This window comes from Alcanivorax sp. (assembly GCF_051117345.1).
Lineage (GTDB): Bacteria > Pseudomonadota > Gammaproteobacteria > Pseudomonadales > Alcanivoracaceae > Alcanivorax.
The window spans coordinates 1-21456 of the sequence record NZ_JBNPEC010000107.1; the positions used below are offsets into that span (position 1 = coordinate 1).

At 58.9% G+C, this 21456-nt stretch carries 22 protein-coding genes; 15 read left to right on the forward strand and 7 right to left on the reverse strand.

Features of this window, described 5'->3' with window-relative positions:
- Nucleotides 1-21 precede the first annotated feature (21 nt).
- Entirely contained in the window at nucleotides 22-474 is a 453-nt protein-coding gene (locus ACFE0K_RS06840) for an HNH endonuclease (protein ID WP_434535350.1), read from the reverse strand.
- 304 nt (nucleotides 475-778) lie between these two features.
- Nucleotides 779-1357: a DUF3047 domain-containing protein gene (locus ACFE0K_RS06845; RefSeq protein ID WP_434535351.1), complete on the reverse strand. Its 579-nt coding sequence runs from the start codon at nucleotides 1355-1357 to the stop codon at nucleotides 779-781.
- Nucleotides 1358-1521: 164 nt separating this feature from the next.
- Here ACFE0K_RS06845 and ACFE0K_RS06850 point away from each other — a divergent pair, with 164 nt between their 5' ends.
- The 3 genes from ACFE0K_RS06850 (at nucleotide 1522) to ACFE0K_RS06860 (ending at nucleotide 7308) form a co-directional block, all read left to right on the forward strand.
- Entirely contained in the window at nucleotides 1522-3117 is a 1596-nt protein-coding gene (locus ACFE0K_RS06850) for a GMC family oxidoreductase (RefSeq protein ID WP_434535352.1), read from the forward strand.
- Between the two features lie 521 nt (nucleotides 3118-3638).
- Nucleotides 3639-5297, forward strand: a complete 1659-nt coding sequence (locus ACFE0K_RS06855; RefSeq protein WP_434535353.1) for a hypothetical protein — start codon at nucleotides 3639-3641, stop codon at nucleotides 5295-5297.
- A 352-nt stretch (nucleotides 5298-5649) separates the two neighbouring features.
- A complete protein-coding gene (locus ACFE0K_RS06860; protein WP_434535354.1) occupies nucleotides 5650-7308 on the forward strand; it encodes a DEAD/DEAH box helicase in 1659 nt (552 codons plus the stop codon).
- Nucleotides 7309-7395: 87 nt separating this feature from the next.
- On the opposite strand, the gene ACFE0K_RS06865 is transcribed toward ACFE0K_RS06860, so the two are convergent.
- The gene (locus ACFE0K_RS06865) at nucleotides 7396-7611 is read right to left on the reverse strand and encodes a dodecin (RefSeq protein ID WP_434535355.1); all 216 of its coding nucleotides are present in this window, start codon (nucleotides 7609-7611) and stop codon (nucleotides 7396-7398) included.
- Nucleotides 7612-7784: 173 nt separating this feature from the next.
- Between ACFE0K_RS06865 and ACFE0K_RS06870 the strand changes: the two genes are divergently transcribed.
- The 3 genes from ACFE0K_RS06870 to ACFE0K_RS06880 all read left to right on the forward strand — a co-directional run bounded on the left by ACFE0K_RS06870 (nucleotide 7785) and on the right by ACFE0K_RS06880 (nucleotide 9599).
- Nucleotides 7785-8300, forward strand: coding sequence for an Hsp20/alpha crystallin family protein (locus ACFE0K_RS06870; protein WP_434535356.1), 516 nt, complete (start codon nucleotides 7785-7787; stop codon nucleotides 8298-8300).
- Between the two features lie 146 nt (nucleotides 8301-8446).
- Complete coding sequence (gene bla / locus ACFE0K_RS06875; protein WP_434535357.1) at nucleotides 8447-9202, forward strand: subclass B1 metallo-beta-lactamase; 756 nt, start codon at nucleotides 8447-8449, stop codon at nucleotides 9200-9202.
- The gene (locus tag ACFE0K_RS06880) at nucleotides 9189-9599 is read left to right on the forward strand and encodes a hypothetical protein (protein WP_434535358.1); all 411 of its coding nucleotides are present in this window, start codon (nucleotides 9189-9191) and stop codon (nucleotides 9597-9599) included. Before bla ends, ACFE0K_RS06880 begins: the two co-directional genes overlap by 14 nt.
- Nucleotides 9600-9602: 3 nt before the next feature.
- Here ACFE0K_RS06880 and ACFE0K_RS06885 read toward each other — a convergent pair whose 3' ends face one another.
- On the reverse strand, nucleotides 9603-10319 hold the full coding sequence (locus ACFE0K_RS06885; protein ID WP_434535359.1) for a nitroreductase family protein: 717 nt from the start codon (nucleotides 10317-10319) through the stop codon (nucleotides 9603-9605).
- 56 nt (nucleotides 10320-10375) lie between these two features.
- On the opposite strand from ACFE0K_RS06885, the gene ACFE0K_RS06890 reads away from it, so the two are divergent.
- The 6 genes from ACFE0K_RS06890 to ACFE0K_RS06915 all read left to right on the forward strand — a co-directional run bounded on the left by ACFE0K_RS06890 (nucleotide 10376) and on the right by ACFE0K_RS06915 (nucleotide 17556).
- Nucleotides 10376-10876 carry a DUF1643 domain-containing protein gene (locus ACFE0K_RS06890; protein ID WP_434535360.1) on the forward strand — a complete coding sequence of 167 codons (501 nt, stop codon included), beginning with the start codon at nucleotides 10376-10378 and terminating at the stop codon, nucleotides 10874-10876.
- A 67-nt stretch (nucleotides 10877-10943) separates the two neighbouring features.
- The gene (locus tag ACFE0K_RS06895) at nucleotides 10944-11396 is read left to right on the forward strand and encodes a DUF3429 domain-containing protein (protein ID WP_434535361.1); all 453 of its coding nucleotides are present in this window, start codon (nucleotides 10944-10946) and stop codon (nucleotides 11394-11396) included.
- A gap of 111 nt (nucleotides 11397-11507) precedes the next feature.
- The gene (locus tag ACFE0K_RS06900; protein ID WP_434535362.1) at nucleotides 11508-13832 is read left to right on the forward strand and encodes a fatty acid cis/trans isomerase; all 2325 of its coding nucleotides are present in this window, start codon (nucleotides 11508-11510) and stop codon (nucleotides 13830-13832) included.
- Between the two features lie 523 nt (nucleotides 13833-14355).
- Entirely contained in the window at nucleotides 14356-15663 is a 1308-nt protein-coding gene (locus ACFE0K_RS06905; RefSeq protein WP_434535363.1) for an acyl-CoA dehydrogenase family protein, read from the forward strand.
- Between the two features lie 14 nt (nucleotides 15664-15677).
- Entirely contained in the window at nucleotides 15678-16883 is a 1206-nt protein-coding gene (locus tag ACFE0K_RS06910; protein ID WP_434535364.1) for an acyl-CoA dehydrogenase family protein, read from the forward strand.
- Nucleotides 16884-17223: 340 nt separating this feature from the next.
- Nucleotides 17224-17556, forward strand: coding sequence for a hypothetical protein (locus ACFE0K_RS06915; RefSeq protein WP_434535365.1), 333 nt, complete (start codon nucleotides 17224-17226; stop codon nucleotides 17554-17556).
- Between the two features lie 85 nt (nucleotides 17557-17641).
- On the opposite strand, the gene ACFE0K_RS06920 is transcribed toward ACFE0K_RS06915, so the two are convergent.
- The gene (locus tag ACFE0K_RS06920) at nucleotides 17642-18049 is read right to left on the reverse strand and encodes a DoxX family protein (protein ID WP_434535366.1); all 408 of its coding nucleotides are present in this window, start codon (nucleotides 18047-18049) and stop codon (nucleotides 17642-17644) included.
- 225 nt (nucleotides 18050-18274) lie between these two features.
- Between ACFE0K_RS06920 and ACFE0K_RS06925 the strand changes: the two genes are divergently transcribed.
- Entirely contained in the window at nucleotides 18275-18718 is a 444-nt protein-coding gene (locus ACFE0K_RS06925) for a DoxX family protein (RefSeq protein WP_434535367.1), read from the forward strand.
- A gap of 59 nt (nucleotides 18719-18777) precedes the next feature.
- Nucleotides 18778-19812: a zinc-binding dehydrogenase gene (locus ACFE0K_RS06930; protein ID WP_434535368.1), complete on the forward strand. Its 1035-nt coding sequence runs from the start codon at nucleotides 18778-18780 to the stop codon at nucleotides 19810-19812.
- A gap of 179 nt (nucleotides 19813-19991) precedes the next feature.
- Here the strand turns inward: ACFE0K_RS06930 and ACFE0K_RS06935 are convergent, their stop codons facing one another.
- Complete coding sequence (locus ACFE0K_RS06935; RefSeq protein ID WP_434535369.1) at nucleotides 19992-20306, reverse strand: thioredoxin family protein; 315 nt, start codon at nucleotides 20304-20306, stop codon at nucleotides 19992-19994.
- Between the two features lies 1 nt (nucleotide 20307).
- The gene (locus tag ACFE0K_RS06940; protein ID WP_434535370.1) at nucleotides 20308-21195 is read right to left on the reverse strand and encodes a LysR family transcriptional regulator; all 888 of its coding nucleotides are present in this window, start codon (nucleotides 21193-21195) and stop codon (nucleotides 20308-20310) included.
- A 110-nt stretch (nucleotides 21196-21305) separates the two neighbouring features.
- On the opposite strand from ACFE0K_RS06940, the gene ACFE0K_RS06945 reads away from it, so the two are divergent.
- Nucleotides 21306-21456: NAD(P)H-binding protein (locus tag ACFE0K_RS06945; protein ID WP_434535371.1), on the forward strand; the 151-nt coding region annotated here is incomplete at its 3' end.

Sequence of the window (21456 nt, forward strand, 5' to 3'; positions counted from 1 at the left end):
GTATTCGGCCATGTTCGGCACCTAGGGCAGCGCCAGCAGATCCATCTCGATATATTCAAGGCGCCGGTTACCCTTGCGCTGGTTACAGCGCCGGCAGGCAGAGACCACATTGGACCAGCGATCCCGCCCCCCTTTCGAGGTCGGTACAATATGGTCACGGGTGAGGACGTGTTCCGGGAAAGGCTTGCCACAATAGAGACACACATGCTGGTCACGCCGGAAAAGCGCCCGGTTGGTCAATGGCGGTGCAGGACGCTTGTGGGGATTGGCCACACCATCGCAGGCAATGATGGAATGCAGGGACAGGCTGGAACGCTCCCCGGAAAGCCGACAGGTCCCACCCCGCAGACGGTAGATCACATCTCCCAGCGTCCAGGTTACTAGCCCCCGGGCATAGAGGGTGGCAGCCATCTGCCAGTCCAGCCATTCAACGGCAGTGCCGGTTTTGTCGAGACGCAGAATGCGTTCACTCATGGGCTACCTCACGATCATTGCTGCGCCCCAAATAGGCACAACCTTCCAGGTACGGCTGAATGCCGAGGCGCGGAACAGGATCTCGTAAACCAGTGACGATTCTGCGACAGCGGGAAAAGAAGACAGAGGTGCAAACAGACTGTGGTGTCTGAAGCAGACGTAGCGACTGTCTCCTGGATAGGGTCCACACAGTAGTGGCGCCTTTGCCCGGTTATCTCTGATCAAGCGACCGCAACCGCCTGATCACAAACACCGGGTTGAACAAATAATAAACAGGGCGGCATCCGCACTGCAACTACCCGCATCAAGGAATGGCGCGAAATTCAGGCAACCGGTAGCAACTGGCCACCGTTGTTCCCGTGTTATCTCCGTCGGTCATGATCGCCACCGCATCCACGTTACCCACGTCCATGTCATGAAAGCGGCGAAAATCCTCGCGCACATTTCGTGTGAACGATTGCCAGTGGCCGGCACCGCCCGGCCCCTGCACGACCACCATCACCGCTTGGGAAGCAAAGGGGTTGGCCCAGGACGTGCCCGGCGCCGCTTGCCGGGACCAGACATAGTTGATGGCCCTGGTCTGCCAGGGCAGCCAACCCTTCTTCACCACATAGACCCGGGCCTGGAAATCGTCCCCCGCCTTGCTTCTCTCGCTCACATCCGGCCAGTCCGCTATCTGGTCGGCACGCCATTGCCAATGCAGATGGGGCGTGCGGGCCACATCCACGGAGCTTTCCCGAACCAACCCCGACGCCGTGCCCCGAGCCCGGCTTTGCCAGCAACCCTGTTCCAGGCGGTACTCGGTCTTGCCCTCGAAAACCACCTCCCGCCAGCCTTCCGGCACCGCCGAAACAGCTCTGACAGGCAACAGAACCAAAGACAAAAACAGCAGTGCTGGTATACATTGGACCAACGGGTCACAAACAGGTCTCGTTTTCATGGCCGTGTTTCCTAGAATAGACATCCTGTTTACGAATATTCACTCCCTCTCTTGAGGGGGAGCTTTCACCGGATTTTCCTGTCTCAACCAAGCTCAAGGCAGACATCATGCAGTTTGATTACATTATTGTCGGCGCCGGTTCTGCTGGCTGCGTACTTGCCAACCGTCTTTCCGAAAACCCCAACAACCGTGTCTGCCTGCTGGAAGCGGGCCCGGCAGACAACAGCCTGTTTATCCGCATTCCTGCCGGCATCATCCTGATGATGCGCTCCAATGCGCGAAACTGGCGTTATTACACGGTACCGCAGAAAGCCCTGAACAATCGCCAGATCTATATCCCCCGGGGTAAAACCCTGGGTGGCTCCTCCGCGGTAAATGCCATGTGCTATACACGTGGCCACAAATGGGATTATGACCACTGGGCCTCACTGGGCAATGAAGGCTGGAGCTTTGAAGAAGTGCTGCCAGTCTTCAAACGCTGTGAGCACTATGAGCCCGGAGAAAGTGAATTCCACGGCACCCATGGCAAGCTCAACATTGCCGACCTGCGTTTCACCCACCCTGTCAGCAGTGCCTTTATTGAAGCGGGCGTTCAAGCCGGACACCCCGCTACCGACGACTTCAACAACGATGTCCAGGAAGGCATGGGCATGTACAAGGTGAATCAGAAGGACGGTGAGCGTTGTGGCGTGTCCCGTGCCTATCTGCACCCGGTCATGGACCGGCCCAACCTGACCATCATGACCGACGCCCTGGTGAATCGGGTACTCTTCGACGGCAAGCGAGCCATCGGCGTGGAAGTGGAGCACAAGGGTCAGATCCGCACCCTGAAGGCCGACAATGAAGTCATCCTCTCCGGCGGCGCCATCAACTCGCCGCAGATTCTCAAGCTTTCCGGCGTGGGCCCGGCAGCAGAACTGGCCGAGCACAACATCCCGCTGGTCCACGACCTGCCCGGTGTGGGCGAAAACCTGCAGGATCACCCGGACGCCCTGGTGGTACACAAGAGCCTGCGCAAGGACACCCTGAGCCTGGCGCCAGGCGCCCTGCTCACCTCCGGTCTGAAAGGGTTTATCGATTTCTTCTACCGCCGCACCGGTCAGCTCACCTCCAACGTGGCCGAAGCCGGCGGCTTCATCAAATCCAGCCCGGACGAAGCGATCCCCGATCTGCAGTTACACCTGACCGCCGCCAAACTGGACAACCATGGCCTCAACCTGCTGTTCAGCATGGGCTATGGCTACTCCGGCCACGTCTGCATTCTGCGCCCCAAGAGTCGTGGCAACATCACCCTGCGTGATGCCAACCCGCGCTCCCCGGCCCTGATTGATCCGCGCTTCCTGGAGCACCCGGACGACATGGAAGGGATGGTCCGTGGCGTCAAGGCCATGCGCAAGATCATGGCTCAGGATGCTCTCACCGACTGGCGGGGCGATGAAATCTTCCCTGGCAATAATGTGGAAAGCGACGAGGATATCCGTAACTTCCTGCGTCAAAAGTGCGACAACATCTACCACCCGGTGGGCACCTGCAAAATGGGCAGCGACGACATGGCCGTCGTCGACAGCCAGCTGCGCGTCCACGGCCTGGAAGGCCTGCGCGTCATTGATGCCTCCATTATGCCCACCCTGATCGGTGGCAACACCAATGCGCCGACAGTGATGATTGCCGAGAAAGGGGCTGACGCGATTCTCGGAGAGTAATAGCTGCAAGCCTCAAGCTACAAGCTGCAACGCGGGCGGGTGCCGTGCTAATCACATAGCGCCCTGCCCGCGTTTTTTTGTGGGAGGCTCTGTAGGAGCGTCGCTCGCGGCGCGATTCCGACCTTGGCGAAGGTCGTTGATGTAGGAGTACCTTTTGAGGTGCGAACCGAGCGTAGCGAGGCAACAGAGGCCAACGTCAAAGCACTATTTTTTCTGGAGAGACCTGTCGAGCTTTGCCATTCCTGATCGCACTGCGGGCGATTTCCTTGCTACGCAAGGTTCGCGGCCCAAGCGCCGCTCCTACAGCGGCTTCGTAGAAATGACGAAGTACGAGGAACCTTCTATCCTTTTCCTATCCAACGAGCGTAGCTTGTAGCTTGTAGCTTGTAGCTTGTAGCTTGTAGCTTGTAGCTTGTAGCTTGTAGCTTGTAGCTTGTAGCTTTTGACTTTTCACCTTCCTGTCATCTTTCTTTTACACACTGCTTCTTTCCGAATATCGCCTAATCCGATTGGGGGGATTTATGGTGGATGCAGTATCGTCTCCGCGCGCGCAGCTTGTGGAATTGCTGTGGCAATTGAAGCAGAACTTTGACCAGGAAAATGACAGCAGCCTGCGCTTTGTGCATTTCAATACACTGCTCAATGATCCGGTCTATCGGGCCGAGGTCATTAACCGTGCGGTCAACAGCGACAACCGGAAAATCCGAGCCCTGGGCCTGAAACTGCAGGACGCCAACCGAGACGGCATGCTGCTGCACAAGCGCCCACCAGCAAGCGGCTCTTCGCTGCCGCTCACCAACCCCGATATCGCTGAAACCCTGGGCAGTGCATCCGTCAGTAGCGGGCAAAGCGCAAGGTCACAATGGATGTACGCCTGGCTGGGTCTGGCCGCGATGATGCTCGGTGTGATTGGCTACTTTGCTTATCAGCCCCTTCATCAACTGGTTGCCGGCAAACAGGTGGTCAAAGGCTCTGTGTTTGGCAACCAGACCTGGCATGCCGGCACCACCTGGATTCTCGACGGAATCGTCTACGTGGAAGCCGGTGCCAATCTGACCATAGAGCCGGGCACCCGCATTGAGGGCCGCCCCGGTTCTGCGCTGGTGATTACCCGCGACGGCACCCTTTTTTCCCGTGGCCAGGAAAGTGCCCCCATCGTCTTTACCAGTCACCAGCCCGAAGGCACCCGCGCCACCGGTGACTGGGGCGGTGTGGTAATGCTGGGCAGTGCCCCGGTCAACAAGGCGGACGCCCAGATCGAAGGGGTGCCCCATGGTGATGCCCGGGGCGCCTTCGGCGGCAGTGACCCGGGCTCTTCCTGCGGAATAATGGAATACAGCCGTATCGAATTTGCCGGCTTCGAAGTTTATGCCAACAACGAACTCAACGGCCTGACCCTGGGCGGGTGCGGTGACGGCACCATTGTCCGCCATGTACAGGTACACCGCTCACTGGATGACGGCATCGAAGTGTTTGGCGGCACCGTGGATCTGCAGCATATCGTCATCACCGGCGCCGGCGACGATTCCCTGGACTGGGATATGGGCTGGCGCGGCCGAGTGCAGTTCCTTGCCATTCAGCAACATGCCGATGCCGGTGACAATGCCTTCGAGGGTGACAACCAGGGCGGCAACCCTGACGCCAGCCCTCTATCCGCTCCCACCATGTACAACGTGACGCTGATCAGCCCGCGCAGTCACGACAAGTATCACCGTGCCATGACCCTCAAGGCCGGCTCCGGCGGCCACTTCCACAACATCATCATCGACGGCTTCTCCGGAGAAACCATTGACCTGAAGGGCACAGAAACAGTGGCGCGCATCCAGAAAGGCGAGCTCAGCTTTCAAAGTATGATGGTGAACCGTATCGGCAGCCGGGGGCTGACCTTCTTTGAACCCGAAACCGGTGACAACAATGACGACGGGGACTTCGACGAACGCCGTTACTTCCAGAGCAGTGCCGTGGCCGCCCAGTTTGGCACAGACCCACTGCTGACCCGTGACGCCACCAGCGCCTCCCACCCGGACTTCGCTCCCACCTCTCGCTCGCCAGCCCGTAATGGCGCCAGCCCCATTCCCCAAGGCGAATTCTGGGACGAAGCCGCCACCTATCTCGGTGCAGTGCGCCCCGGCAGCGTACAGAACTGGACCGACGGCTGGACGGCTTATCCGTTGAACTAGGGAGCAGGAGCGAGTTACAAGTTGAAAGTTACAACGCGGATCAACCCGAGCCATACGGCCTAGGCCATGCCCGCGATTGCCGGCCATCATTGACGGTGCTGGCAACACCTCCCACCCAAGATGACATGCAATGTCACGGGAACAGCACCACCGTTACCGGGGAGCGCGGGTAGGGCCTATGCCCGATGGCAGCAACACCGGCCCGCGTTGCAACTTTCAACTTGCAACTCCCCGAACCCCCTCCCCACCAGCCACATTGGCGAAAAAACGTGCAACAGTCGCTTAACAGGCGTATACTTTCGCGTCCTCGCCGACGCTCGCTCGGCCCCTCCTCCCAATTCATAGGTAACACATGTCAGATTCCCGTTCCGGGTTCGCCGATTTAGGCCTGCCCGAGGTTCTGCTCGCTGCGATTGCCCGTCAGGGCTTCCAGGAGCCGTCGCCGATTCAGGCGCAAGCCATCCCGCTGTTGCTCGATGGTCACGACCTGCTGGGCCAGGCACAAACTGGCACAGGTAAAACCGCCGCTTTCGCCCTGCCACTGCTGGCACGGCTGGATGCATCCCTGCGTCAACCACAAATGCTGATTCTTGCCCCCACTCGTGAACTCGCTATCCAGGTGGCCAAAGCCTGTGAAGAGTTTGCCCAGGGCATCAAAGGACTCAAGGTACTGCCGATTTATGGCGGCGGTGAATATCGTACGCAGCTGAAAGGCCTGCGTGACGGCGCCCAGGTGATTGTCGGTACCCCTGGACGCGTCATGGACCACATTGAACGTGGCTCCCTGAACCTGAACAACCTGCAGGCAATGGTGCTCGACGAAGCCGATGAAATGCTTCGCATGGGCTTCATTGATGACGTCAAATGGGTACTCGAGCGTACGCCGGACGACTGCCAGCTGGCCCTGTTCTCGGCCACCATGCCGCCGGTGATTCGCAAGGTTGCCGATCAGCACCTGAAGAACCCCAAGCTGGTACGCATCGACAATGGCGTCGGCGCCACCGCCGGCACCAGCATCCGTCAGCGCTACTGGCCCGTAGCCGGGCTGAATAAACTGGATGCCCTGTGCCGTATTCTGGAAGCCGAAGAACACGATGCCATCATCGTCTTCGTGCGCACCAAGCAAGCCACCCTGGAACTGGCTGAACAGTTGAACCGCCGTAACCTGCGTGCTGAAGCCCTGAATGGCGACATCCCGCAGCAGCAGCGTGAAAAAACCGTTCAGCGCCTCAAGGACAAGCGCTTCGACCTGCTTATCGCCACCGATGTGGTTGCTCGTGGTCTGGACGTGGCACGCATCACCCACGTGATCAACTACGACATGCCCGGCGACCCGGAAGCCTACGTACACCGTATCGGCCGTACCGGTCGTGCCGGCCGCGAAGGCGACGCGATTCTGTTCGTTTCCCGCCGTGAGCAGCACGTGCTGCGTCAGATCGAACGCACCACTCGCCAGGCCATCGAAAAGATGACTCTGCCGTCAGTGGATGACCTGAACGCCAAGCGCATTGCCCGCTTCCAGGAGCAACTGACCGCCTTGCTGGAAGGCAACAGCCAGGACGAAACCCGCGCACTGGTCAACCAGCTCCGCGACAGCATGGAAGTCAGCGATAACGACATGGCGACGGCGCTTGCAGTGATGATGTTCAAACGTGAACCGCTGATCCTGAAAGAACCGAAAATGATCAAGGAAACACGCTCTCGTCGTGAACCGGCCCACGCGGCAGGCGGCCGTCGTGATGATCGTCCTTCCCGTGGCAACAAGGGTAAGAGCGACAAGGTGATGCGCAGCTACCGCATCCAGGTCGGTCATGACCATGGCGTCAAGCCGGGCAACATCGTCGGCGCCATCGCCAACGAAGCCAAACTGCCCAGCCGTCTGATCGGTCCGATCAAGATTCACCAGGACCACAGCACCGTCGATCTGCCGGAAGACCTGTCTCCCCGTCAGCTCCACGTGATCCGCACTGCGCGGGTCTGCCAGCGTTCCCTGGATCTGGAAGCGGTATAAGCGACTAGCAGCTAGCTTCTAGCTGCAAAACAAAAAAACCGCGCCCGAAAGGGTGCGGTTTTTTTGTAGCTGGTAACTTTCAGTTCATCAAGACCCGGCAATCCGGAAACCTACCTTCAGACCTACCTGATAGTGGCCTACTTTGCCATCCACGATATGGCCGCGAGTTTCAGTGACTTCAAACCATTCCATCATTTTCAGGCTTTCACTGGCGCTGGCCAGGGCGTTATTGATGGCCTCCTCGATACTGGTCTTGGATGAGCCCACCAGTTCCACTTTCTTGTAGACATGATGATCGGACATTTCGCTCTCCTTTTTTGTCCTCAGTCACCTCATCTGTGGCACCAACGGGCAGCCATTACAAGGGCAGCCCACCTGAAGTCGCTCAAATATTAATCAATAAACCATTGAAAGCGGCGCTTACTTGCCTCAAAAAAGGAAGAGGAAAGGCAATTTTCCTCAAAGGAGGCAATGCGATGGATATGCACAAAATGACTCCCTGGAACTGGCTGAGCCAGGAAAGCAGCCACGAACGGCCCCTGCCACAGCGACAACCACGGCATCCGCTACTGCGCTGGGAGCGGGAGTTCGATAACTGGTTTGAGCAGATGCTGGGCGATATGGCCTGGACCACCCCGGCGCCACACGCGGAGCCCAGCATCCCGTTCCGCCCCAACCTGGATATTCTTGAACGCGATGATCACTACCTGATCACCGCTGAACTCCCCGGTGTGGACAAACAGCATCTGCAAATCACCCTTAACCATGACGCCCTTACCATCGCAGGCCAGAAGCAGGAGGGGCAGAGCTCCGAGCGGGATGGCTATCACTACAGTGAGCGGCGTTTCGGGCAATTCCGGCGCATGCTGAATCTGCCTGCAGACGCGGACGGCGAGGCCATGGAAGCGGTGTTTCACAACGGGGTCCTGTCTCTGACCATTCCCCGCCACGAACACCATGGGCAAGGCAGCAAGACCATTGAGATTCATTAAGGCACGGCAACCTTGACTCCCCGTAGGGTGCAGTTCGCCTCAGGCTCAGTGCACCCTACGGAAATGAGAAATGCTTTCCCGGTGCCAAGCGCGTCACACGGCCGATCGCAAACCGTCGTACCATGGGTGTTCTGATCAGGAGATCCATGATGCGTATTGCCCTTGCCCTGTTACTGTTTATCAGCCTGCCTCTGCAGGCCGATAAAATCCGTCTCAGCGATGATCTGCAGGTCTACCCGCTGACCGAACACACCTGGGTGCACCGCTCCTGGGAAGTGATCCAGGGTAAGCGCTATCCCTCCAACGGGCTGATCATCAGCGAAGAAGACACCCTGACCCTGATCGACACCGCCTGGGGCGAGGCCCCCACAGCGCTGTTACTCGACTGGATCGAACAGCAGTTTGGCAAGGCACCGGATCTGGCCATCCTCACCCACTCCCACGACGACCGCATGGGCGGCGCACAGACGCTGGCGGAACGGGACGTTCCCGCCTGGGCCCACCCGGCCACTCTGACCATCCCCCGCACCGATCCCGACACCTTCTACGATCCGGCCATTCCCCCACCCCGGAGCCTCGAGGTTTTCACGGCGCTATCACGGATCAAGTGCGCTTGTCTTGAACTCTATTACCCGGGCCCCGCACACAGCCCTGACAATATCCTGGTCTGGTATGCCCGCGATGAGGTATTAATCGGAGGGTGCGCAGTGAAGGGAGGCTCGGCCACTGCTATCGGCTATGTGGAAGGCTCGGACGCCAACCACTGGCCTGTTGCCATGGAAAACGTGCTGACCCACTACAGTGAAGCCAGCATCGTGGTTCCCGGCCATGGAGATATCGGCGATGCCAGTCTGCTTACCCATACACGTGACCTGGCCCGACAAGGGCTTGCGACTCAGTAAGGCGCTGTTGCTGGGCATTGCCGACACCACTGCCAGCACGGCTGCGCGGGCCGACAATGACACCGTACTGCGTTTCGACACACCGGTGCAGATCGATGGTGACGCCCGTTTTGATCGGGACAGCCCCCTGCAACCCAGTGCCAGCAGCTTTCGAATACGGGAAGCCAATACCCTGAGCAGTGACAGTGGTGAGCGCTGGGCGCTGATCACAGTGGAGAACAGCGACGGCGGCAAACGCATCCTGCAGGATAATTACCTGGTGGCAGAGTTCGCCAATGGCGAACGGCGCCACCCCTCCGGGCTGGAGGGCTCCTTCGCCGCCGGCGAACAGCAGCGCAAGATGGTTTTTTTCGGCTATCACCGCTTCCCCATCCTGCGCATCTTCACCGCGCGCTGAACGCTATTTTTCCTTGATCAGCAACTCGCTGAGGGGCTGACGCTCAGGGCGGAACTGATTGACCCGGGTGTCGGCTTCGTACCCCAACGACAGCCCGCACAGTAACTTGTAGTTGCTAGGCAGATGGAAATGCTGCTCCAGTGGCGAACGCCATAGACCCAGCGCCCCCTGGGCACAGGTGCCAAGGCCGGCATCGGTGGCCGCCAGCATAACGTTCTGCAGAAAAATCCCCGCATCCAACGCGCTGTAAATACCCAGCCCTTCGTGAATGAACACAAACAGGGCCACCGGAGCGTTGAAGAAACGGAAGTTATCGCGCATCTGCTCATGACGAGCCTGTTTATCCTGACGGCCAATATCCAGCAGTTGATAGAGACCATGCCCGGTGGCAACCCGACGCGGCTGCAGATCCTCCGGGTAGTTAACGACCGGTCGGAAGTCGCCATCGGGGATGCCGTCCTTGCGCAGCCAGGCCAGAGCCTTTTTCAACATCGGCGCCTTCTGCAGCGCCGCCAGTTTGTCAAAGCGCGGCGGCAACTCCTGGCGCAGGCTTTCCAACACCTCGCCACGGGCAATAGCGATCTGATAGGGCTGGGTATTCGACCAGCTCGGTGCCGTGGTGCCAGCTTCCAGCACCGCTTGCAGTTGATCATCACTGACCGGCTGATCGGTAAAGGCACGCACGCTGTGGCGTGCGCGAATCACATCACTGAATTCCATCACCCTCTCCTGTTGGAAACTGGCCATATCATGGCAGATGCCTACAATACGCAGCCATGACCAAGTCCTCCCACGATCTGCAACGCGGTGCCAATTTCTCCCGCTGCCGCCAATACCGCTATGCCCTGTGGCGACACTGGGGGCCGGGCGATGATTTCCTGCTGTTGATCGGCCTCAATCCCTCCACCGCCGATCATCGCCAGGATGACCCCACCATTCGCCGCTGCATGGGCTTCGCCCGGGACTGGGGCTACTCCGGCCTGTGCGTGGCCAACCTGTTTGCCTACCGGGCCACTTACCCCAACGATCTGTTTGCCGCTGACGATCCAGTGGGCCCGAAAAACGACCCGTGGCTGCGTAAGTTGGCCCGGCAGGCAGATCGGGTCGTGGCAGCCTGGGGCAACCACGGCCGCTTCATGGACCGGGCCAGCGCTGTGTCGGCCCAATTGCCTGCCATGCATTGCATCCGCCTGAATGGGTCAGGAGAACCCGCCCACCCGTTGTACCTGCCCAAACACCTGACCGCCCGGCCCTGGAATCAGGCAACCGCTGAATAACCTTGTCCTGACCTTCACTCCAGCAGCAAGATAATGGTATGAATTCTCCACGTCATGGATGACCGCCTTGGGCTCTCATACCGACAACAATATCCGTCGTGCTCGCTGGCTTGCCTACGGCGGGCTCATTCCCTTTTACAGCCTGGCACTGCTTGCCTGGCTGGATACCTGCCGCGAGTGGGCCTTGCAGGGCGTGGCCGCCTATGCCGCCATCATCATTGCCTTTCTGGGCGCGGTGCACTGGGGGCGAGCACTGAATCAGTTTGATCGTGGCAACCAGTTCCCCACCCTGTTGTTTGGCATCATGCCTGCGGTGCTGGGTTGGTTTGCGCTACTTTTGCCGCTGGAATTCTCCCTGCCCATGCTGGCGGCGGGACTGGTGTTTGTCTGGGGCACAGAGCAGATGGTTTTTACCGAAGCCTTGCCAGGCTGGTACCGCCAGCTGAGGCATCAACTCACTGCCGCCGCCGTGATCGCTGTGCTGATTGGCTGGGCTGCCACCATGGTCCCCATGTTCTGAGTAGACCCGTCACCTCTCCTTTTACAAGGTTTACCCCCACCCGGCGACACAACCGTAGCCACCCCTGGCAGGCACAGCTAGACTGATTCAAATTCACAGGGAGCCAGTGAAATGTTCTTGTTGCAACGATATCGGGTCAGATTGCCCCTGCTCAGTGTTTTGTTCCTGCTTTCTCCCATTGTCGCTGCCGAGCGCTCCCTCAGTTATCAGACCGATATCCAGCCCATTTTTGAAAGCAAATGCCTGGCCTGTCACGGCTGCTATGACGCCCCCTGCCAGCTGAAACTGGAAGCCCCCGAGGGGCTGGATCGCGGCGCTAGCAAAGACAAGGTCTACAACGGTGCCCGCACCGAATCCGTGGCTCCTACCCGGCTGTTTCAGGATGCGCTGACCACCGCGCAATGGCGCGAAAAGGATTTCTTTTCTGTCATCGATAGCACCGACGGCATGCAGTCATCACTGCTCTACAACATGCTTGAGCTGGGCAGGAAACACCGTTTTGCCGACAACGAAAAATTACCGGATGACATCACTCTGGGATTGCAGCGAGTCAATGCCTGCCCCAAGCCCGAGGAGTTTGCCGACTACGCCGACAAACATCCCATGGGCGGCATGCCCCTGGCCGTTACCGGCCTCACCGACCAGGAATTCAGCACGGTCAGCCAGTGGCTCAAGCAAGGTGCCCCGTTGTCTTACCAGACCTTCGATCTGTCGGAAGACGAGCAACGACAAATCCAGGCCTGGGAAAAAATGCTCAACCAGCAAGACAAGCGCCATCAACTGGTGGCTCGCTGGCTCTACGAACACCTGTTCCTGGCTCATCTCTATTTCGGCGATGGCAGTGACAAACCGAATCTTTTTTATAAGCTGTACCGCTCCAGCACCCCACCGGGCGAGCCTCTGAAACCGCTGGACAGTGTGCGCCCCAACGACATGCCTCCCGAACACTTCTGGTACCGGCTGGCGCCGGTTCGTGGCAGTCTGGCACACAAGACCCACATTACTTTTCCGCTCAACGGCAAAAAACTGGCCCGCACCCGGGAGCAGTTTTTTGCCGGCGACTGGGAAGTGGAAACACTGCCTGGCTACAGCTACGAACAACGCGCCAACCCCTTCCAGACGTTTGCGGATATTCCTGCACGCGCCCGTTACCAGTTCATGCTGGATGAAGCGGAATACTTTGTTCGCACCTTTATTCGCGGGCCGGTTTGCCGGGGCCAGGTGGCCACCGATGTGATACGCGACCACTTCTGGGCCGTGTTCCAGGATCCGGATCACGACCTCTACATTACCGATGACAATTATCGCGCCAAGGTCAGTGGCCTCCTCGGCCTGCCCGGCCAGGAAGACAATTTACTGTCACTGGGCCCTCAATGGCTCAAATACAGTGGCAATCGCAATGAATATCTGGACGCCCGACACCAGGCCTACGGGGAAAAAGACCCACAAGGACCCGCCTGGGAAAGCCTCTGGGACGGCGACGGCAAAAACCGCAACGCCCTGCTGACCATCTTCCGCCACCACGATAATGCCTCGGTGCGAAAAGGCTTGATCGGCGACCTGCCACTGACCACCTGGGTAATGGATTATCCCTTGTTCGAACGTAGCTATTACAACCTGGTGGTGAACTTCAATGTGTTCGGTTCTGTGTCTCACCAGGCCCAGACCCGCCTCTACTTCGACCTGATTCGCAACGGTTCAGAACAGAATACCCTGCGTTATTTTCCTCGCGAACTTCGCAAGCCGGTGGTGGACTACTGGTACCAGAACACCGGCAAACTGCGCCTGTATGTGAGCTATGCGTCGGTGGATACCCAACACCCCACCGGCATCCAGTATCAGACCAATACCCCGGTCAATGAATTCAACACTGGCCTGCTGAAACGTTTTGCCGCCATCAACGCCCGTCCGGACCCAATCAATCGTTGCGATGGGGAAAACTGTCACCGCAATGATATTGCTGGCTGGTTAAAAGGACCGGAAACCACGCTGGTCAGTATTGCTTCCACCCTGGCCCAGGATCTGAAAGCAGTAAACTTCATGCCCGAGGTCACCATGCTGCGGGTGGAAAATGAAAACGGCGAGCGCGAAATCTATACCCTGATCCGCAATCGGGCCCACACCAATGTGGCCTTCATGCTGGGGGAATCCCTGCGCTACCAGCCAACCCTGGATACCCTGACGATCTACCCCGGCGTACTGGCCAGCTATCCCAACTTCATGTTCAACGTGCAGGCTGATCAGGTGGATGACTTTGTCGCCGCCATGCAGAAAGTGGAGAAGGAAAAAGATTTCACCGCACTGACTGCCCGCTTCGGTATCCGCCGTACCCATCCGCAGTTCTGGACCTACTTCCATGACCTGACCCGTTATCTGGAAGAGCACCAGCCCAGCGAGGCAGCAGTTCTGGATATGAATCGTTACGAGAATCTTTAAAGGCAGCAGCAAGCCTCACGCTACAAGCTACAACGCGGGCTGGGCCGTGCTAATCGAATCGCGCCCTGCCCGCGCTCAACGGGACGACCCGGGCCTTAGGAGCGTCGCTTCGAGCATTGGCGAGTTTAATTAAAGGTAGGAGCACCTCTTGAGGTGCGAACCGAGTTTGGCGAGGCGGCGGAGATCGAAGGTCTGTCCGCTGTTCTTTCTGGAACCTGTCGAGCTCTGACACTCCTGATCGCCCTGCGGGCGATTTCCGCGCAAGCGCGGTTCGCGGCTCAAGCGCCGCTCCTACAACGGCTTCGTAGAGAACACGGATTTCGTGGGAACTTCTTGGCCTTTCCCTATCCAACGAGCGTAGCTCGTAGCCGCCTGCCTCTACCCTTTCCTGCCCGCTGTGGCTAGGTCTACAGCGCCCCTCGGTTGCTACTTGGCCCGACCCATCGGTCACACTGGTCAATGTGACTGAGCCCCTCCGGTCCATAATCGAGTGCAAATAGACACAACAACGAGGCGAACTCTCATGGCAAAAGATGCAGTTGGTTATGCGCTGACCGCGCTTAACCGTCTGGCCAGCTCTGAAGTGCTGGACAAGATCGGCATGCGCAAGACCGTGGAACGGCTTGCCTACACGCTCACCAAAAGCGGCTTTCAGGTGCTCACCACCACTGCCCGCACTTTCAAGTCCAGCAACCCGGGCAAAAAACCGGAACGGCTGAACGCCCCGGGCCACACCCGCGACCTGTTTGATCTGAGCGTCACCGACGAGCAGCAGATGATTCGTGACAGCGTGCAGTCCTTTGCCCGCGATGTGTTGCGCGATCAGGCAGAAGAAGCCGATGCCACCCAGAAGACCAGCGACGAGGTCATTGCCCAGGCGCTGGAACTGGGGCTCAACTATTTTGCCGTACCGGAAGCCCTCGGCGGCGCTGCCAGCGAACGCTCCACCGTGACCAGTATGCTGGTGGCCGAAGATCTGGCCCACGGTGACATGGGACAGGCGGTGGCCATCCTTGCCCCCATGGGCGTTGCCAACGCCCTCACCCAGTGGGGCACCGCGCAACAGCAGGACAAGTACCTGAGCACCTTCGCGGAAGAAAGCCCGCCCAAGGCCACCATTGCCGTGTGCGAACCCTACCCGCTGTTCGACCCCATGGCCCTCAAGACCACCGCCCGCAAGGACGGTGACAGCTATGTCCTCAACGGTGAAAAATCCCTGGTGCCGCTGGCCGCCGAAGCAGAGATCTTTCTGGTGGCCGCCCAGGCCGACGACGGCCCGGCCGTATTCATCGTGGAAGGTGGCAGCGACGGCCTGGTAGCAGGCGATGATCCCTCCATGGGTATCCGCGCCAGCGGCCAGCGACCGTTGAAGCTGGACAATGTGCGCGTACCGGTGGAAAACCGCCTGGGTAACGGTGATTTCGATTACCGCGCCTTTGTGGACCTGGGCACCCTGGCCTGGTGTGCCCTGGCCATCGGTACCTGCCAGTCCGTGCTCGACTATGTGGTGCCCTACTGCAACGAGCGCACCGCCTTTGGTGAGCCGATCAGTTACCGCCAGGCAGTGGCCTTCATGATTGCCGACATCGCCATCGAGCTGGATTCCATGCGCATGCTCACCTACCGCGCTGCCAGCCGTGCCGAACAGGGCAAGTCCTTCCAGCGTGAGGCGCATCTGGCCCGCACCCTGGTCAAGGACAAGGCCATGAAGATCGGTACCGACGGCGTGCAATTGCTGGGCGGTCACGGCTTCACCCATGAATACCCGGTGGAGCGCTGGTACCGGGATCTGCGTGCCATCGGTGTCGCCTTTGGCGGCCTGCACCTGTAAGGAGGGAGACAACCATGAATATCGAAATTCCCAAGAAGTTCAAACCCCTGATCAACAACGCCTATCAGGTGGCCCAGAGCACCCTCCGCCCGATCTCGCGCAAGTATGACCGTGGCGAGCACGAATACCCGAAAGAGCTGGATATGCTGGCGTCGGTACTGGATGGCTTCAACGAAGGTGATCCGGCCAACTCCGCCGGCGCCGCCACCACCGGCAGCGGCAAGGTGCAGGACGACGGCAGCATAAAAAATGGCGCCAATATGGGCGTTTGCCTGGGTGCCATGGAAATGTGCTACGGCGATACCGGCTTCCTGCTGGCCATGCCCCGTCAGGGCCTGGGCAATGCGGCTATCGCCGCGGTGGCCAACGACGAACAACTGGAACGGTTCAAGGGCAAGTGGGCCGCCATGGCCATCACCGAACCCAGCTGCGGTTCTGACTCTGCAGCCATTCGTGCCACCGCCAAAAAAGACGGTGATCACTATGTGCTGAATGGCGAGAAGATCTATGTGACCTCCGGCTCCCGAGCCGACTGTGTGGTGGTGTGGGCATCGCTGGATCTGAAACTGGGCCGTGCTGCCATCAAGTCGTTTGTGGTGGACTGGGGCACCCCGGGTATGGAGCTCGCGCGTCTGGAGAAAAAGCTCGGCATCCGCGCTTCCGACACCGCCGCCATCAACTTCATCGACTGCCGTGTGCCGGCGGAAAACCTGCTGGGCAGCCCGGAAATTGATACCAAGAAGGGCTTTGCCGGCGTCATGGAGACGTTCGACAACACTCGCCCGCTGGTAGCCGCCATGGCCATCGGCTGTGCCAAGGCCTCACTGGAGCGCATCAAGGAATTGCTGAAAGACAGCATGAACTATGATTACGGCAAGCCGGTGGACAACTGCTCCGCAGTGGAAGCGGAAATTTACCGGATGGAAGCGGACTGGGAAGCGGCCTACTGGCTGGCGGTGAAAGCTGCCTGGATGGCTGACAACAAGAAGGCCAATACCCTGGAAGCCTCCATCTGCAAGGCCAAGGCAGGACGCGTGGGTAATCAGATCACCCTGCGCTGCGTGGAATTGGCCGGCAGCATCGGCTACACCGAAGATGAGCTGCTGGAAAAATGGGCCCGCGACTCGAAGATTCTGGATATCTTCGAAGGCACCCAGCAAATCCAGCAACTGGTTATTGCCCGTCGGGTACTGGGTCTAAGTTCCAAGGAACTGAAATAACCCTTCTCCCGGCAACCTTGCCAACCTAAAAGCCGCACCTTCGGGTGCGGCTTTTTTGTATCCAATCCCTGCTCTGATCGTCCCACTCGACCCTGTCTTTCCTATTACTCAAATCGGCTTTCATCGCCCGAATTCCCTACTGCATAAAGAGACATAACGATGATGTTGCCGTGACATCGCCTGTGCCACCATCCAAGGAGTTATTCAGAGGCTCCCTAGCAGTCGATGGAATGTAAAAAAACACTACACCCCGGTTACAGCTTTACTGACATTGCACAACAGGCCGGGCCGGTACGCCAACGTAAGGTGTAGGTGTAACAATAAAAAGGAAGGGATCACCATGTCAGCACTCAAACTGCATCTGCTCGGTGCCGGTCTGGCGGGCTGTATGTTGCTCGGTCAGACGGCTCACGCCAATCAGCAACAGGCCACTGTCGTCCTCAGCCAGAGCTGTGAATACATGCTGCTCAACACCCGTGGCGGCATGGTGCTGGTCAAGCAACTGGACGGCGCCACACCTCAGGCAGGCGATACCCTGAAAGGCAATATCGTCGCCGGGGATTTCACCAATCTGCAGAACACCCGGGACCAGGCTTCCCTGCAAGTGTGGGTAGACCTTGTTGACCCGCACAGCAGCAAGGCGCTAAGCCAGTATGGTCGCTACTGTACCTGAACGCGCAACCCCGAAAGAAAAAGGCCGCCCGGTCAGGAAGCGGCCTTGAGTCGTGCTGAACGGAAAAGCGCCCGCTTATCCCCGATCACTTTCTGATGGCATATTTACCTGCCCCCAGGAAGAAAACGGCAGCGGCGGAGAACAGGAAAAAGCCCTGAAGCTCCAATGCCCAGCCGCCCGTCTTGCTCAATGCAAATATCTCACCCATGTGCACCAGCACAATGGCAACCAGCATATTGCCCGCGATCAACACCGCACCAATACGGGTATGAACTCCCAGTATCACCATCAACGGGGCAATGATTTCACCGATAAAGACCCCATAGGCCAGAAAACCAGGCAGGTTGTGGGAAGCCAGCTCCCCTGAAATCCAGCCCACCCCATGTTGCAACTTGCTGATACCGTGCAACAGCATGAGTAAGCCCAACGTCAAACGCAGCACCAGCTTGCCGATATCCGGATTGTTGACCATCTCTACTCCCAGTGAAGACATTCCAGTGTGTGCCATTCAAGCGTCTGGGCCGGGAAAAGGAAAGAGGGCATCGCCACCTGAGTTGCTACCCGCACAATACTTCAGCGAAATATCAGGTACAGCTCTGATACATTCAATAATTAGAACAAAAACAGCAAAATATACCGCTTTTAATCCTTACCAGTTGATATTTAAATATCCCCATCGCTTCACTACTGATACTTGAATTGAGAAGGACATCAAGCCATGAAAAACCTGCTTACCAGCCTGACCCGTACCGACAACACTCTGGCTCCACTCGCTCTTCGCCTGCCGGTGGCCATCATCTTCATGGCCCACGGTGCCCAGAAGCTGTTCGGCTGGTTCGGCGGCTATGGCCTGGAAGGCACCGGCCAGTGGATGGCCTCCATCGGCCTGGAGCCCGGCTACCTGATGGCCCTGGGTGCAGGTAGCGCGGAATTCCTCGGCGGCCTGGCGCTGCTGATCGGCCTGCTCACCCGCCCGGCCGCCGTGGCCCTGGCCTTTACCATGATCGTGGCCATCGTCACCGTGCATATCGACAACGGCCTGTTCATGAGCAACAACGGCTACGAGTTCGGCCTGGCCCTGCTGGCCGCCAGCGTCTCCCTGGCACTGTCCGGTGGTGGCCGCTTCAGTGTCGACCAGCCGCTCCACAAGGCTCTGCAATAAGGCCCATTGAGCTACGTCCCTCCTCGTCCCATACTCCCGCTTTTGTGCCGGAGTCTGGGATGAGCACATTTCGTTACTGGCAGACCCACCGCGCCGGCAATATGGCGCGGCTGACGCTGCACACCGGCAACCTGCCCGCCCTGGCGGATAATCATGTCCGCATCAAGGTGCATGCCGTCGGCTTGAACTTTGCCGATATCTTTGCCCTCACCGGTCTGTATTCCGCCACCCCGCAAGGCGCCTTTACCCCTGGCCTGGAGTTTGCCGGAGAAGTGCTGGAAACCGGGGCACAAACCCACGAATTCGCAGCAGGCGACCGGGTCATGGGCGTCACCCGCTTTGGCGGCTATACCTCCGTCATCGACAGCGAGCCGGATTACCTGATCCCGCTGCCCGTGGAGTGGGACTATGCTCAGGGCGCCGCCTGGCCGGCACAGACCCTGACCGCCTGGTATGCCCTCACCCATCTTGGTGCCCTGCAAGCAGACCAGCAGGTGCTGATCCACAGCGCCGCCGGTGGCGTGGGCCTGCAGGCCATGAAACTGGTAGAGGCGCTGGGCGCCCGCCCCACCGGCACGGTGGGCAACGAAGAGAAAGCCGTCTGGCTACGGCAACAAGGGTTCGAGGATATCCTGGTCCGCGAGGCAGACTTTGCCGGGCAGCTGCAACGGGATAAACGACACTTCGACCTGGTACTGGATGCCATCGGCGGCAAGGTTCAGACCGCCAGCTTCAACGCCCTCAACCCCATGGGGCGGCTGGTGGTATTCGGCGCCGCCGAATTCACCCCCAGCCACAATCGCCCCAACTACCTGAAAGCCGCCTGGCGTTACCTGCGCCGCCCCCGCTACGACGTGATGGAGATGATCAGCAGCAACCGCTCGGTGCTGGCCTTCAACCTGATCTGGTTATGGGAACAGAAAGGCAAGATGCAGGCGTTGCTGAAAGAACTGGAAGCAATAGCCCAGCCACCACCCCATGTGGGGCATCGCTTTGCCTTTAAGGATGCCCATGAAGCTCTGGCGCTGCTGCGCTCGGGGCAATCGGTGGGCAAGGTGGTGCTGGAAACCGCACCTGAAACCATTAAATCGTAGGAGCATCGCTGGCGGCGCGAACCGGAACGAAGTGCATAAACCCAAAACCTGAAAAGCGGTATTTACCACAGAGGGCACAGAGATCACTGAGGGAAAACCGGTTTTTCTCTGTGTGCTCTGTGCCCTCTGTGGTGAAAAGGCTTTTGATCTTGGTTTCTGATGCGCCGCCAGCGACGCTCCTACGCAAGTAGCTGGCGGATCTGATCAGCACTAGTGGGGCGAACGACCCGATCTATTTCCTTGCCGTCGCGAACCAGGATCAGCGTAGGCCAGAGCTTGACCCGATAGCTTCGCCCCAGGGGGCGACCGGGGCCATCGGCAATTTTTTCATGGTGTATATCGTCACGGGGAGCCAACACGGTTTCGATGTCTTTCTGGGCGGCGATGCAGTAGCCGCACCAGTTGGCGCCGAACTCCAGCACCCAGGTGCCGGGGCGTTGCTCCACCGCATCGCGGCTGAGAGTTTCCTCTTCATAGCTCTTCACATAACTCATTTCATAACCGCTCGCGCAGAAATTCCACAAAGGCCCGCACCTTGGCCGGGGTATGACGCCCCGGCGGGTAGACCGCGTAAATGCCACCGCCGGGCAAATCCCAGTCCGGCAGCACTCTCTCCAGATCGCCCCGCTCCAGGGCGTCAGCGGCAATGGAATCCGCCAGCACCGACAGCCCTGCCTGTTGCAACAGCAGCTGTTTGGTCACCGCTGTGGCATTGGCTTTCAATGCTCCCTGCATGCGTACTGTGCAACGCTCGTCTGCCCTGGAAAAAGTCCAGGTCAGTGGGGACGGCAACGGCGTGAACGTCACCCAGGGCAAGGCGGCCAGCTCCCGGGGATGGGTTACCGGCCCATGGTTTGCCATGAACGCCGGAGACGCCACCAGAAACTGCTCGAATTCCCCCAGACGAGTGGCGCGCAACGACGAATCCTTCAACCAGCCCAGGCGAATGGCCAGATCGATGCCCTCTTTGACCATGTCCGCCACGCTGTCGCCGGTGCGCAATTCGATCTCCAGTTGCGGGTGGCGCGCGTTGAAGGCCACCACCGCCGGCGCCACCACCTGGGCAGCGAAATCCTCCGGGGCGGTAATACGCAGCTCCCCCTGCAGGGTCTGCTGGTCGGTCTCCACCTGATCGAGCAAGCCTTCCAGCTCGGCAAACAGGGGCGTCAGCCCGGCCAGCAGCCGCTCACCGGCTTCGGTGAGTTGTACCTGACGGGTGGTGCGAGTGACCAGCGCCACACCCAGGCGCTGCTCCAGGCGCTTGATAGACAGGCTGACCTTGCTCTTGTTGCACCCCAGCCGTTCCGCTGCGCCGGTAAAGCTCCCCGCCCTGGCCAGGGCCAGAAACAAGGGCAAGGCATTGAGATCGAATTCCGCTTCCACGTCAGCCCCACTGTTCAGAAATCAACAACACTGATTTACTTATTAGGCTATTTTTCCAATCAGTGCAAATGCCGATACTAGTCGAAACACATTGAATCAGGAGATACCCCATGAAGATTGCATTGATTGGTGCCGGCGGTTTTATCGGTTCTGCCCTGCGTGAAGAAGCCCTGCGTCGCGGTCATCAAGTGACCGCCCTTGTCAGTCAGCCGGGCAAATTAAATGCCACCGCCAGCAACCTGGCCGTGGAACAGGTGGATG

What these genes read in the sequence shown, in the direction of transcription:
- ACFE0K_RS06840 (WP_434535350.1), bottom strand. Translation starts at nt 474, where the DNA reads ATGAGTGAACGCATTCTGCGTCTCGACAAAACCGGCACTGCCGTTGAA.
- ACFE0K_RS06850 (WP_434535352.1), top strand. Translation starts at nt 1,522, where the DNA reads ATGCAGTTTGATTACATTATTGTCGGCGCCGGTTCTGCTGGCTGCGTA.
- ACFE0K_RS06855 (WP_434535353.1), top strand. Translation starts at nt 3,639, where the DNA reads ATGGTGGATGCAGTATCGTCTCCGCGCGCGCAGCTTGTGGAATTGCTG.
- ACFE0K_RS06860 (WP_434535354.1), top strand. Translation starts at nt 5,650, where the DNA reads ATGTCAGATTCCCGTTCCGGGTTCGCCGATTTAGGCCTGCCCGAGGTT.
- ACFE0K_RS06865 (WP_434535355.1), bottom strand. Translation starts at nt 7,611, where the DNA reads ATGTCCGATCATCATGTCTACAAGAAAGTGGAACTGGTGGGCTCATCC.
- ACFE0K_RS06870 (WP_434535356.1), top strand. Translation starts at nt 7,785, where the DNA reads ATGGATATGCACAAAATGACTCCCTGGAACTGGCTGAGCCAGGAAAGC.
- bla (WP_434535357.1), top strand. Translation starts at nt 8,447, where the DNA reads ATGATGCGTATTGCCCTTGCCCTGTTACTGTTTATCAGCCTGCCTCTG.
- ACFE0K_RS06885 (WP_434535359.1), bottom strand. Translation starts at nt 10,319, where the DNA reads ATGGAATTCAGTGATGTGATTCGCGCACGCCACAGCGTGCGTGCCTTT.
- ACFE0K_RS06890 (WP_434535360.1), top strand. Translation starts at nt 10,376, where the DNA reads ATGACCAAGTCCTCCCACGATCTGCAACGCGGTGCCAATTTCTCCCGC.
- ACFE0K_RS06900 (WP_434535362.1), top strand. Translation starts at nt 11,508, where the DNA reads ATGTTCTTGTTGCAACGATATCGGGTCAGATTGCCCCTGCTCAGTGTT.
- ACFE0K_RS06905 (WP_434535363.1), top strand. Translation starts at nt 14,356, where the DNA reads ATGGCAAAAGATGCAGTTGGTTATGCGCTGACCGCGCTTAACCGTCTG.
- ACFE0K_RS06910 (WP_434535364.1), top strand. Translation starts at nt 15,678, where the DNA reads ATGAATATCGAAATTCCCAAGAAGTTCAAACCCCTGATCAACAACGCC.
- ACFE0K_RS06915 (WP_434535365.1), top strand. Translation starts at nt 17,224, where the DNA reads ATGTCAGCACTCAAACTGCATCTGCTCGGTGCCGGTCTGGCGGGCTGT.
- ACFE0K_RS06920 (WP_434535366.1), bottom strand. Translation starts at nt 18,049, where the DNA reads ATGTCTTCACTGGGAGTAGAGATGGTCAACAATCCGGATATCGGCAAG.
- ACFE0K_RS06925 (WP_434535367.1), top strand. Translation starts at nt 18,275, where the DNA reads ATGAAAAACCTGCTTACCAGCCTGACCCGTACCGACAACACTCTGGCT.
- ACFE0K_RS06930 (WP_434535368.1), top strand. Translation starts at nt 18,778, where the DNA reads ATGAGCACATTTCGTTACTGGCAGACCCACCGCGCCGGCAATATGGCG.
- ACFE0K_RS06935 (WP_434535369.1), bottom strand. Translation starts at nt 20,306, where the DNA reads ATGAGTTATGTGAAGAGCTATGAAGAGGAAACTCTCAGCCGCGATGCG.